Annotated in this window: 6 protein-coding genes; 2 read left to right on the forward strand and 4 right to left on the reverse strand. The window is 67.4% G+C overall.

Going from position 1 to position 12,971, the window contains the following annotated elements:
* Positions 1-10: 10 nt before the first annotated feature.
* Together CFP68_RS00410 and CFP68_RS00415 are read right to left on the reverse strand one after the other, a co-directional pair.
* Entirely contained in the window at positions 11-6,463 is a 6,453-nt protein-coding gene (locus tag CFP68_RS00410; protein ID WP_099823310.1) for a type I polyketide synthase, read from the reverse strand.
* Between the two features lie 230 nt (positions 6,464-6,693).
* A complete protein-coding gene (locus CFP68_RS00415) occupies positions 6,694-8,151 on the reverse strand; it encodes a hypothetical protein (protein WP_099823312.1) in 1,458 nt (485 codons plus the stop codon).
* A gap of 218 nt (positions 8,152-8,369) precedes the next feature.
* Between CFP68_RS00415 and CFP68_RS00420 the strand changes: the two genes are divergently transcribed.
* On the forward strand, positions 8,370-9,122 hold the full coding sequence (locus CFP68_RS00420; RefSeq protein ID WP_420915805.1) for a WecB/TagA/CpsF family glycosyltransferase: 753 nt from the start codon (positions 8,370-8,372) through the stop codon (positions 9,120-9,122).
* 1 nt (position 9,123) lies between these two features.
* Here CFP68_RS00420 and CFP68_RS00425 read toward each other — a convergent pair whose 3' ends face one another.
* A complete protein-coding gene (locus tag CFP68_RS00425; protein WP_099823314.1) occupies positions 9,124-10,083 on the reverse strand; it encodes a glycosyltransferase family 2 protein in 960 nt (319 codons plus the stop codon).
* On the reverse strand, positions 10,080-11,114 hold the full coding sequence (locus CFP68_RS00430) for a glycosyltransferase family 2 protein (protein ID WP_099823317.1): 1,035 nt from the start codon (positions 11,112-11,114) through the stop codon (positions 10,080-10,082). The genes CFP68_RS00425 and CFP68_RS00430 overlap by 4 nt, the downstream gene beginning before the upstream one ends.
* Positions 11,115-11,317: 203 nt before the next feature.
* On the opposite strand from CFP68_RS00430, the gene glpD reads away from it, so the two are divergent.
* The gene (gene glpD / locus CFP68_RS00435; RefSeq protein WP_099823319.1) at positions 11,318-12,952 is read left to right on the forward strand and encodes a glycerol-3-phosphate dehydrogenase; all 1,635 of its coding nucleotides are present in this window, start codon (positions 11,318-11,320) and stop codon (positions 12,950-12,952) included.
* Positions 12,953-12,971 lie beyond the last annotated feature (19 nt).

A 12,971-nucleotide genomic window follows, 5' to 3' on the forward strand; every position in this document is an offset into this window, starting at 1 on the left:
GGTCGGTCCTTCACTCCGCGGCCGCCGCGCGTGGCACACGCGCCGGACGGCTGGCACGTTCGGCGGCGCGGATCGCGGTGCGCAGGCGCGCGGTCAGGACGCTGACGTTCGGCACCAGCACCATGGAATCGTGATCGCCCGGCACCTCGACCACCTCGATCGCGGGGGCCCAGGGGGTCCATTGGTTGTCGTGCCAGGCGTATTCGCGGGCGCGCGTCACCCAGTTGCCATCGGAAACCTGCCAATGTCGATCCAGCGGCGGGCGGAACAGGGTCAGCGGACCATCCCAGGGACGCAGTTCATAGCGTCCGACCGCGTCGCGAAACGCCAGTTCGATCTTCATCGAGTTGAATTCGCTCTCGACCACCACCGGATCGGGGGCGCTCTTCTGGCGGATCTTCTGCAATTCCCAGGCGATCCGGGCCTGCGCCCATTCCTTGAGGTATCCGATACCCTTGCGGCGGAATTCCTCTTTCTTGATCAGCGCCTTGTCGGTGGTATTCAGCACCGGCCGCACGGGCAGGGGCGTGTCCAGCAGGGCGATCATCGCCACGGCTTCACCCGCGGCATCCAGTTGCTGGGCGATCTCATAGGCGGTGATGCCGCCGCCCGAAAATCCCGACAGCAGATAGGGGCCTTCTGGCTGGACCTGCCGGATCTCGTCGATATAGGCGCGGGCGGCTTCCTCGATCGTGGTGTGCGGTTCCTCGTCGCCCACCAACCCCTTGGCCTGAACGCCATAAACGGGCCGTTCGGTGCCAAGCCCGAGACCGAGATGGCGCAGGTTCATCACGTTGCCGCGCATCCCCGCGACGATGAACAGCGGCGTGCGCGCGCCACCATCACCCTGGTGCAGCGCGACAAGGTGATGAAAGCGCTGCCTGTCCGCGGCGGCGGCGGTGGTGCCCGCATCCTCGGCGCCGCCGGTCACATGGCCGACACGTTCGGCGATCTTTTCGGCAACGGCGGCGATGGTCGGCGCCTCGAACAGCAGCGAGATCGGGAACTGCACGTCCCATGTCTTGCGGATCTGCGCGAACAGGCGCACGGCGATCAGGGAATGACCGCCGAGGTCGAAGAAACTGTCGTCGACGCCGACCTGCGACACGCCCAGCAGGCTCTGCCAGCTTGCGGCCAGCGCCTCCTCGATCGCGTTGCGCGGTGCGACATAGGCGCTGTCGAGCTGCGGGCGCTCGAAGGTTTGGGCATCGTCGCTGGCTTGGGGCGTGGCATGGTCGGCGCGCCGCACCAGCGCGGGCAGGTCCAGGGACGAGACGCTGATCTGCGCAAGGTCGCGGTCCATCGCAACACTAAGCGCGCGGCGCAGGGCGGCCGGTCCCTCGGCGGCGCGGATGCCCTGTTGCACGATGGCGGCCAGGTCTTCCTCGGCCGCCGAGAGGGGCTTTTGCTGCGCGTCGGCAAAGATCACCTCGCGCGCATCGACCGGTGCGGATTTCGCGAAGGCGGCGGCGGTGGCCAGGCGCTTCATCGAGAACTCCTCGATCTCGGCGACGATGGTGTCCGTGTCATCGGTCAGGGTCACGTCGAACGTGGCGAACCCGTCCATCCCGTCACCTGGCGACAGCCGCATCCAGCTGTGCAGCGTCGCGGGCACCGGTCCGAACAGCCGCACCGAGCGATACGACACGGGCACCCACAAGTGCTGATCCGAATAGCCGGGCGCCAGCGCGACGGCCCAGCCGGTGGCAAGGTCCATCAGCCCCGGATGGGCCAGGAAACCGTCGGCCAGATCGCCGTGCAGGTCTTCGGGCAGGGACAGGTGCGCGATGCCTTCGCCGTCGCCCGTGGCCATGGCGCGCAGCACATGCCAGCGCGGTCCGAAATCCAGTTGCGCCTCCTGCGGCGAGCGCAGGCGGTCAGCACCGGGTTCGACAACATCGGGGCAGCGCGCGCGGATCGCGGCAAGGTCCAGCGTGCCGGGGGTTTCTTCAAGGTCGGCCAAGGTGGCCTGCGCGTTCAGGACATGGCCGCGCCGCCCGTCGACCTGCACATCGCTGCGGGTTTCGAACAGGATGCCGTCGTCGGTATCTTCCAGCCGCACCATGATTTCGCGCGGGGTTTCTGCGACGTCGAGCGCGCGGAAGAAGCTCAGATCGCGGATCTCGAAGGGCCCCGTCTTGCCATGCGCGGCGCGCGCTTCGGCGGCCAGTTCGATGTATCCGGTGCCCGGCAACAGGGCATCGCCCGCGCGGGTGCGGTGCTGGTCGAGAACCCAGGTGTCGCTGGCCCTGAGCCGAGAGGTAAAGATGCGCCGCCCTTCGGCATCGAACCCGGCCTTGTGCAACAGCGGCTGATCGGTCGCCACCGGTTCGGGCAGATCGACATCGCGAACCGTGGCATCGGCGGCCATGCCGACATCGGCCCAGACGCCCCAGTTCACGGCGACGATCCGGGTTTTCGCACCGCGCCGTGACCGTGCCACGGCGTTCAGATATTCGTTCGCGGCGACATAATCGATCTGGCCTGCCGCGCGGATCGACGTGGACGTGGACGAGGACAGCACCAGCAATTCAAGCGCGCCATCGGGAAACACGGTGTCAAGAACGCGCAGGCCGTTGATCTTAGGCGCGAATACGGCTTCGGTTTCCAGAACCGTTTTGCCCAGAAGCGGCGCGTCATCCACCGTTCCGGCGGCGTGGATCACGCCGGTGATCGCGCCGAACCGGGCGCGGGCCGCGTCGGCGGCGGCGCCCATGGCGCCCACGTCACAGACATCGGCGGCGGCGCAGAGCACCTGCGCCCCCATCTCCTCCAGCCGCTGAACCGCCCGGATCGCCCGGCTCGTGCGATCCTGCGGTGCGTGGGTTTCGATCCAGCGCGTGCGATCCTGAGGTTCGGGCAGGGCGGTGCGCGACACCAGCACGATGTTGGCGCGGTGGCGGCGGATCAGATCCTCGGCCACGCTCAGCGCGATGCCGCCGAAACCGCCGGTGATCAGGTATGTACCCCCGTCGCGGAACGGGTTTTCGCCGCTGTCGGGCAGGGCGACAGGCCGGATCGTCTGGGCAAAGCGCCGCCCGTCGCGCAGGGCCGCCACGGTATTGGCGGGCGGCGCCAGCAGATCCTCGAGCATCTGGTCGATCAGGGGGGCGCGGTCGTCGGACGCCTTGCTGAACCGCCCCAACAGACCGGTCGCCCGTGCGACAGGGATATCCAGCGCGGAACAGGTCAGGCCGGGCAATTCGCGCGGGATCACACCAAGGGGCCCGGCAATCGTCGCCTTTTCGGGATGGGGCAGCGGTTCACCATCGATCTGGGCCGCGCCGCTGGTGATGGCCGTGATGTGCAGATCCGACAGGTCGTGATCCGACAATGCCTGTGCCAGGAACATCAGCGAATAGAAGCCGTGTTCCTGGTTGCGGTCGAAGAAGCTGGAACCGGGGCGGAAGCTCTCGCCGTCGGTCACCAGCCACAGGTGCACGATCCGGTCGGGCAGCAGGTCACGATCGGCCAGATCGCGCAGCAGCGATTCATAGCCGTCGCGCCCGCGTTCGGGCGCCAGCGTGTAATCGCCCACACCGCGCCGGGTGAAGGTGTCGCCCGAGGCGACGGTGTTCACCGTATGCCCGGCGTCGCGCAGCCGTTTCGCCAAGGCCGCACCGATGCCGCTGGTGTCGGTGAAGATCAGCCAGGTGCGCGGTGTTTCCAACGCCTCGTCGATGTCGGTGTCCAGATCGGCCAGCCGCGGGCGCCACAGGGTGCGATATCCCCAGTCGGCGATGTCGTCGGCGCGGACGGGCAGGGCGGTGGATTCGACTGGGGCCGTCACCGCGCCCGGTTCGATGAAATAGCGCGACCGCTGAAACTGGTAATCGGGCAGGACCACGCGATTGCGCCGCGCCTCGCCCCAGACCTGGGACCAGTCGGCGTCGTATCCGCACGCCCAGAGCCGCCCGATCACGCCGAAGAAATAGGCGTCGTCGGCAATCTGCTGATCCGGGTGGCGCAGGGACGCCAGCACCTGGCCCGGCGTCACCGCGTCGCACATCTGTGCCAGGGACGACAGCGCCTTGCCGGGTCCGACCTCAAGATAGACGCGGGATCTGACCGTCGCCAGCGTGGCGATGCAATCGGCGAACAACACGGTGTTGCGCAACTGGCCGACCCAGTAATCGGGATCGGTCGCCTGATCCGCGCGCAGCGGCTGGCCGGTGCGGTTCGACAGCACCGGCAGGCTCGGCGCCGACAGCGTGATTGACGCGAGGAATTTGCGATATTCCGGCAGGATCGGGTCCAGCATCCGCGAATGGGCGGCAATGTCGATGGCGATCCGCTGGTGGTCGATGTCGCGCGCGCGCAGGGTTTCCGCCAGAATCTCCAGCGCCGCGTTCGGGCCGGTGACGGCGGTCAGGGCGGGCGCGTTCAGGCTTGCCACGTCCAGATCGTCGCCCAGCAACGGCTCAAGCTCGGCAAGGGGCAGCGCGACCGACAACATGCCGCCCGGTGCCACGGTATCGAACAGCCGCCCGCGCAGCAGCACAAGGTCGATGCAATCCTCGAACGTCATCACCCCGGCCAGACAGGCGGCGGTGTTTTCGCCCATGGAATGTCCGACCAGCGCCGCGGGCTTCACCCCCCACGACATCCACAGTTGCGCCAGCGCATATTCGACGATCATGATCAGCGGCAGTTGCACCGACGGCTTCTTCAGCGTCTCGGCGGCGGCGTCGCGCGCGCCCGGTTCGGGCAGCCACAGCGCGCGCAGGTCATATTCGAGTTGCGGCGCAAGATGATCCAGCCCGCGGTCCATCCAGTCGGCGAACACCGGTTCGGTCTCATAGAGGTCGCGCGCCATGTCGGGGTATTGCGCACCGCCGCCGGGGAACATGAACACCGCTTCGGGCGTGCCGGCGATCCGGTCGTGCGTGAACACGCGGCGCGGATCGGCGGACTCGAGCAGATCGGCGGCTTCGGCGTGGGAATGGGCGACCAGCGTGCGGCGCTTGTCGAACCCGTGGCGCCCGGTCTTCAGGGTGAAGGCGACATCCGCCAGCGGTTGTTCGGGGTGGGCGCGCAGGTGCGCGGCCAGCGCGCGGGTGTTGGTATCCAGCGCGGCGCGCGAGCGTCCCGAGATCGTGAGGATCTGGAACGGGAAGTCCGCTTCGTCGGACGCGGTGCGGTCGGGGGCCTGTTCGAGGATCGCATGGGCGTTGGTGCCGCCGACCCCCAGCGCATTGACCGCGGCGCGGCGCGGGCCGTTGGCGGTGGTCCAGTCGCGCAGGCTGTCGTTGACGCGGAACGGCGAGGTGTCGAAATCGATGGCAGGGTTCGGCGCCTCGTAGCCCAGTGATGGCGGAATCTGCGCGTGGTGCAGCGCCAGCGCGGTCTTGATCAACCCCGCCACCCCGGCGGCGGTGTCCAGATGGCCGATGTTGGTCTTCACCGATCCGATGCGCGCGAAATCGGTGGCGTTGGTGTCCTTGCGCCAGGCTTCGGTCAGGGCCGACACCTCGATCGGGTCGCCCAGATAGGTGCCGGTGCCGTGACATTCGACATAATCCAGCGTCGCGGCCGACACCCCCGCATCGCCCAGCGCGGCGCGGATCGCCGCCACCTGACCATCGACCGAAGGGGCGAGGTATCCCGCTTTGGCCGCGCCGTCGTTGTTGACGGCGGAACCCTTGATCACGGCCCAGATGTGATCGCCGTCGGCCACGGCATCGTCCAGCCGCTTCAGCGTCACCGCCCCGGCGCCCGAGCCGAACACGGTGCCCTGCGCCCGGTGATCGAAGGCATGGCAATGCCCGTCGGGCGACAGGATCTCGTTCTCCTGAAACAGATAACCGCGCCCCTGGGGCAATTCGATTGTCACCCCCCCGGCCAGCGCCATGTCGATCTCACCGCGCCGCAGCGCCTGGCAGGCATAGTGGACGGCCACCAAAGATGTGGAACAGGCCGTCTGAAGGTTGATCGACGGGCCTTTCAGATCGAACACGTGACTGACGCGGGTCGACAGGAAATCCTTGTCGTTGCCGGTGTGGCGCAACAGGAACATCCCCGTCTCGTTCACCAGGGCCGGGTTCGAGCAGATGTTGAAATAGAAATAGCTGCCCATGCCGCAGCCCGCATAGACGCCCACGGGGCCGGTGTCGGAATGGGGCGGGTGGCCCGCGTTCTCCATCGCTTTCCACGCCACCTCAAGAAACTTGCGATGCTGCGGATCGAGGATCGCGGCCTCTTTCGGGGAAAAGCCGAAGAAATCGGCATCGAAGGTGTCGAACCCCTCCAACACAGCGGCCGCGGGCACATAGTTCTTCTGACGGATCCGGTCGGGGGTTTCACCGGCGGCAAGCAATTCGTCTTCCGTCAGGCGGCGGATCGATTCAACGCCGTCGCGCAGGTTCGCCCAGTATTGATCCAGGGTGTCCGCCCCCGGCACGTCGATGGCCATGCCGACAATGGCGATATCGCTGGTGTTTGCCCTATTTGCATCGTCACGCATGGCGGTCTTTCCCGTTTCGGCCCTGGCCGGGCGACTGGTGTGGCGCGGCGCGGGATCCTCTTGTCGCGGCTGTCGCACGGCATGGCGGTGCAACAGGTTCCCGCCCCCTCATAAAAACAGAACGGGGCATTTTTAAGGAATACCGCGCCCGCGCCATGCCATGAACACGCCCGCCGCAACGAAAGAGTGCCACCCCCCTGGGGCGCGGGCAAGTGCCAGGCGGTCGCGCCCTAAAGAACCGTGCGTCGCTCACCCGCGCGCCGGCTTGCGGTCATGGCCGTCTGGCCGCCGAACAGGGCATGGGCGCGATCGGCTGCCGCCAGGTTTTCAGCATAGCCCAGAACCGCCCCGGCGCACAGCCAGGTTATCGGGACAAGGGTGGCGTTCAGCAGCATGTCGACCATGGTGATCGTCAGCATGAGCAGCAGCGCCAGCGCAAGCGGCGACACCGAGTCGGGCGTGCCGGCGCGTCGCATCCGCCACGCGATCATCGCGACAGGCAGGGCCAGCAGGCCGAACTCGGCGATATAGCCCAGCCAGCCGAAGGTGCCGAACACGATGATCCAACGCCCGTCGGGCACCGATGTCAGCTGGCCGGTTTCGGCATCGTGCAACAGGTTGCGCCCCCAGCCGCCCCAGCCGAACCACGGCTTTTCGGCGGCCCGCGCCAACAGCTCCTCCTCGTTGCCGAAGCGGAAGCCCAGGGATTGGGCGCGGTCGGCCGAAACCGCCGCCGCCCGCTCGAGCAGCCAATCCAGCGGCACCAGCTGCGCGTTGCGCAGGATCGGATAGACGACGGCGACCAGGGCAAAGATCAGCGCGATGCGGATCTGCATGCGGGGCGAGGCCAGAAGGATCACCGGGATCAGCACGACACCATAGACAAAGGATGCCAGGCTCTTGCACAGGACCAGCAGCACCGCCAGCCAGGCGGTCGCGAACATGTACCGGCGGCGGGTGTCGGTGGGGCCATGGCGCCACAGCGTGCCGGCGGCCATCACCGCCATCAGCACGAACAACGCCAGCCACAGCGAGTGGGGCAGGAACACGATGGGGCGGAACCCGCCACCGCGCATGGTCTGCGCGAATTCGTGCTGGAAAAAGCCGTAGATCCAGATGTTGAGCTGCGGCGACAGCCGGATCTCGATCAGCGACGGGATGGAATAGGCAAGACCGCCCAGCGCCAGCGCGATCAGCATCTCGCGCATTCCGGCCTCGTTCGCCAGAAACGCACGTCCCAACAGGAACGGCAGGATCGCGATCAGCTGTGCGATCAGGACCGACAACGTGTCGCGCAGGGTCAGCCCCGGCACGGCGCCGGTGACAAAGCGGATCGGATCGGCGTCGGCCAGCACCTCGAACAACAGCGGATCGGAATTGGTCAGCACGGTCGGGATGACTCCGCCGAAATACGCAAGGATCAGCCCCCGTCCGATCCATGACCGTGGCCACAATGCAAAGCGCTTGCGCAACACGACCGCCAGCACCAGCGCGGCCGACAGCGTGGGTATCGACGTCTTGTCCATGGCCGGTACCAGCGGCAGGTTGAATTCGGCCAGCGGCGGCAGGATCAGGTAGCCGGCCAGCAGGCTCCAGATCAGCGCGCGTTCCAGGGGCAGGCGCCGAAACAACGCCAGCACCACGAACGGCCAGAGCGCCAGCATCAGATAGGCGAGGGCGTTGGGCATCGGGATCCGTTTCTGACCGGGGCAATGGGTGGTGTTCGTGCAACACTATCACCGGCGGCCGGGCGTGTCGCATGATATTGGTTTGCGCGCTGTCAACGCTTTGACATGTTGAAGAATGACAACTGTCCGCGCGAAACGGACAGGTGTGCCCTGATGCTATGACCGGGCGCGCCGGGGCCGTTTCGCGGCAGCAGCGCCACCCGGCCGGGAGATCACGCGTGGAGTTCGTCTTTGGTCGTCGCACGATCGGCGTCACGGTGCCTGACCGTGAGACGCTGATGACCCTTCTGCGCGCGCGCCTGTCCGCCGGCACCGGATTCGCACTGGCCACCATCAACCTGGACCACATCGTCAAGCTGCGGCGCGATGCGTCGTTTCTCGACGCTTACGGCGCACAGGATTTCGTGGTGGCCGATGGGCGGCCCATCGTCTGGTTGTCGCGGGTTGCGGGCCGGCCGGTGTCTCTGGTCGCCGGCTCTGACCTTGTCGTGCCGCTGACGCGCCTTGCGGCCGAGGTCGGCGTGACGGTGGCCCTGGTGGGCAGCACGCAGGCGTCGCTGGAGCAGGCGGCGCGCGCGCTTCGGCAGGGCGCGCCGACCGCGTCGATCCCGATCCGGATCGCGCCATCGGACGTGTTCGACCCGGACGGGGCCGAGGCGGGGGCGATTCTGGCGCGGTTGCGCGACGAAGGCGTCGGGCTGTGCTTTCTGGCGCTTGGCGCCCCCAAGCAGGAGCGCCTTGCCGCACGCGCCCGCCGCGAGGCGCCCGATGTCGGCTTCGCCTCGATCGGGGCGGGGCTGGATTTCCTGTCGGGCCATCAGACCCGCGCGCCGCAAATCGTGCGCACCCTGGCGATGGAATGGGTCTGGCGTATCGCCCAGAACCCGCGGCGCATGATCCCGCGCTATGCCGCGTGCCTCGCGATCCTGCCGGGGCTGTTCGTTCAGGCGCTGCGTCGGCGTTTGCGCTAGGTCACTTGTATTCGATCAGGCCGCGCCCGCCCCGTCGCCGCGCGATGTGGTATCCGGCGATCCCCTGTGCCTCGGCAAACTTGCCCAGCACCGAAAACCACGCGTCCTGCCAGGCGGTGCGTGAAAAGCCGCCGCGCGCGGCAAGGCGGGCGATCTGCGCCGGATAGGCCAGCAGCAGGACCAGCGCGCCGGGATGGATCAGCGCGCCGATCATGGTGACCAGGGGCAGGATCGCGCCCCAGAACACCGCCCGGCGCGTTTCGTGCACCCAATGGCGTTCCGGGCCCGCGCCGTGCAGCGCGGCGCCTTCCGCGAACGCATGGCCGGCGCGCCGGCTGCGCCGCCACCATTGTGCGATGCCGGTGATTGCCGCATCATGCCATGTCATTTCCGCGTCAAGCCGCCGGATCGTCCAGCCCGCGCGGCGCAGGCGCAGGCAAAGCTCGGGTTCTTCCCCCGCGATCAGGTCGGCACGGAACCCACCCACGGCCTGCACCGGTGCCAGACGCATCAATGCGTCACCACCGCAGGCCGTCGCGTCGCCCACCGGCGTGTCCCATTCGGCGTCGCACAGGCGGTTATAGACCGACGCGTCGGGATGGCGTTCGCGGCGGCGACCGCACACCACGCCGACCTGAGGATGGGCGTCCAGATGAGCCGTCGCAACCGCCAGCCAGCCGTCGCGCAGGGTGCAATCGCCGTCGATCAGCTGCACCAGCGGGGTGTCGTCGGCCGACAGCCGCGTGAGGCCGGCGTTGCGTGCCCGTGCCGCTGTGAATGGCTGCGCCATTTCCAGCGCGACCACCTCGGCCCCCTTGGCGCGGGCCAGATCCGCGCTGCCGTCGTGCGAGCCGGAATCGACATAGACGATCCGCTGAACCCGCCCGGTCAGCGAGTCGAGACAGGCGGCTAGGCGCGCGCCCTCGTTGCGTCCGATCACGACGGCGGCGATGCGGGTCATTGCGCTGGTGCGTCCGGCAGATGTGCCGGACCCTGCAAAAACCCCTGACGGTAGAGATCGGCCTGTCCCGTGAAGGTCTGCGCCTCGGGGCCGTCCAGCGTCACATCGCCCGCCTCGGCGACGGCCAGCCGCTTGCGATCCTCGCCGTGGAAAATGACACCGCGCGCCGCCAGTGCACGGTCGCGCCCAAAGGGGTCGCCCGCGAACTTGTAATGCCGGATCAGCGCGGTGAACGGCGCGCAGGCCACATGGGCCGCCGCGTGGGGATGCACGCCGGGGCGCGCGCGGTGATCCAGAAACACCAGCGGATGCTTGGTCAGGCAGCAGTCTTCGCCAAAGACACGGGCGCGCACGCCGCCGAACATCACCGGAATGTCGGGGTTGGCCAGGGTGTTGTGCGCCAGATACCAGGCAAAGCCGATGGCCGGATCGTGATAGGCGAAGCGTTTGACGGTCGAGATGTCATAGCGGTCGAACGCCGTCAGCACCGCGTCGAAGGGCAGATCCTTCGTGGTGCCGAGGGGGGCCGCCGGAAACATCTCGAGCATCTGGGCGATCAGCGCGCTTTGGCCTTCGGCGCGCAGGGAATGCGCCAGCGCCGACAGGTGGTCGAACCCCGGCGGCAGATCGAACAGCTCGTCCATGTCGGCGAACAGGACCCAGTGGCCGGTCGCGAACCGCCGCGCGACGGTTTCGCGCAACCCGTTCTCGAACGCGCCCCATGGCAGGTCGGCGCGCATCACGGTGCAATCGTCATTTCGCGCCAGCAAGGCGCGCGTGCCGTCGCCCGATCCGTTGTCGATGAACACGAAATGCCGCGCGCCGATGGCGCGGTAATGGGCCAGCCACGGATCAAGGTAATACGCACCGTCGCGCACCAGCGCCACCACCACCACGTCGTCGGCCCGCAGGGTCGGCCGCCTTGGCCCCGAAACATGCGAAAGGCCCGCGCGCAATCGTGCCGCGTGCCACACCCTGTCCAGTTTTGCGCGCACCCTGTCGCCGAAGGTGCGCCGTTGGTCGTTCTGCATTGCTGATCCGTCCGATGCCGTGGCGCACCCTAGGCCCGCTCTGTGGCATTGTTAAGACGTGCGGCGAACCGGTCGCGGGGTGGGCGGGGTTGAACATCCGTCCGTGCCCCTTACCATTGCAGCCGACATCGCGGCCGCGCGTGCGGCCCACCCCGAACGACACAAGGCGCCCGGTGCGGCGCCGGTCATGACAAGGCGGCACAATGACAGAAACGACCCAGACGCAGGGCACGCAGGCACATCCGTTCGACATTTTCGTGATCGGCGGCGGCATCAACGGCACCGGCATTGCGCGCGACGCGCAGGGGCGCGGCCTGTCCGTCGCCCTGGCCGAGATGAACGACCTGGCCTCGGCCACCTCGTCAGCTTCGACCAAGCTGTTTCACGGCGGGCTGCGGTATCTCGAATTCTTCGAGGTCGGGCTGGTGCGCAAGGCCCTGATCGAACGCGAAACCCTGCTGTCGGCGATGCCGCACATCTCGTGGCCCATGCGGTTCGTGCTGCCCTACAGCCCCGACATGCGGTTCGAGGGCGAAACGCCGACCAGCAAGCTGCTCAACACTGTGATGCCGTGGATGAAGGGTCGGCGGCCCGCCTGGCTGATCCGGTTCGGGCTGTTCCTCTATGACAACCTCGGCGGGCGAAAATACCTGCCCGGAACGAAAACGCTGGATCTGACAACGGCCCCCGAAGGCAAGCCGATCCTGCCGAAGTTCAAGAAAGCCTATGAATATTCCGACTGCTGGGTCGAGGATTCACGCCTGGTCGTGCTGAACGCCCGCGACGCCGAGGCGCGGGGCGCGCGGATCATGGTGCAGACCAAGGTGACCGAGGCGCGGCGCGACGAAGGCCAGTGGGTCGTCACACTTGAGGATACGACAAACGGCACCGTCCAAGAGGTGCGCGCCCGCGCGCTGGTCAATGCCGGCGGCCCTTGGGTTGAAAACGTGATCCGCCACACCGCCGGGATCAATTCCGCCGAAGGCGTGCGTCTGGTGCGCGGCAGCCATATCGTGGTGCCCAAGCTGTTCGATCACGGCAAGGCGTATTTCTTCCAGGGCGAAGACGGGCGGATCATCTTCGCGATCCCCTATGAGACTGACTTCACGCTGATCGGCACCACCGACAAGGATCACGGCCACGATCCGTCGCGTCCCGCCAGATGCACCGATGAAGAGGCCGATTACCTTTGCGCCTTCGCCTCGGGCTATTTCCGCACGCCGGTCACCCGCGATGATATCGTCTGGACCTATTCCGGCGTTCGCCCGCTCTATGACGACGGCGCGAAATCGGCCACGGCCGCGACCCGCGATTACGTGCTGAGCCTAGACGCAGGCCCGAACACCGATGGCGGCAAGGGGTCGGAACCACCGCTGCTGAACGTGTTCGGCGGCAAGATCACGACCTATCGCAAGCTGGCCGAACAGAGTTTTGCCAAGCTGCATCCGTTCTTTCCGCGCGCCAGCGGCGACTGGACCGCGGGGGTGCCCTTGCCCGGTGGCGATTTCCCGGTGAATGGCGTGGATGACCTGACGGCCGATCTGAAGTCGATGTTTCCGTTCCTCGACGACTATTGGGCCGGGCGTCTGATCCGCGCCTATGGCACCGAGGCTAGGACGGTCTTGGGCGATGCCCGGACCGCCGACGATCTGGGTCAATCTTTCGGCGGCACGCTGCGCGAGGCCGAAGTGCGCTGGCTGATGACGCGCGAATACGCACGCACCGCCGACGACGTGGTCTGGCGGCGATCGAAACTGGGCCTGCGGATGAGCGCGGAGGAGATCGCGGCGCTGGACGCCTGGATGTCGGATGTGGCGCCGGGCGAAAAGCACGCGTAAAACGTCGGCAATAAACGAT

It is taken from the genome of Oceaniglobus indicus, assembly GCF_002751875.1.
Taxonomy (GTDB): domain Bacteria; phylum Pseudomonadota; class Alphaproteobacteria; order Rhodobacterales; family Rhodobacteraceae; genus Oceaniglobus; species Oceaniglobus indicus.

Bases quoted from the DNA above. Each gene is read 5' to 3' on its own strand.
- glpD (WP_099823319.1), top strand. From the start codon at position 11,318: ATGACAGAAACGACCCAGACGCAGGGCACGCAGGCACATCCGTTCGAC.
- CFP68_RS00415 (WP_099823312.1), bottom strand. From the start codon at position 8,151: ATGCCCAACGCCCTCGCCTATCTGATGCTGGCGCTCTGGCCGTTCGTG.
- CFP68_RS00430 (WP_099823317.1), bottom strand. From the start codon at position 11,114: ATGCAGAACGACCAACGGCGCACCTTCGGCGACAGGGTGCGCGCAAAA.
- CFP68_RS00410 (WP_099823310.1), bottom strand. From the start codon at position 6,463: ATGCGTGACGATGCAAATAGGGCAAACACCAGCGATATCGCCATTGTC.
- CFP68_RS00425 (WP_099823314.1), bottom strand. From the start codon at position 10,083: ATGACCCGCATCGCCGCCGTCGTGATCGGACGCAACGAGGGCGCGCGC.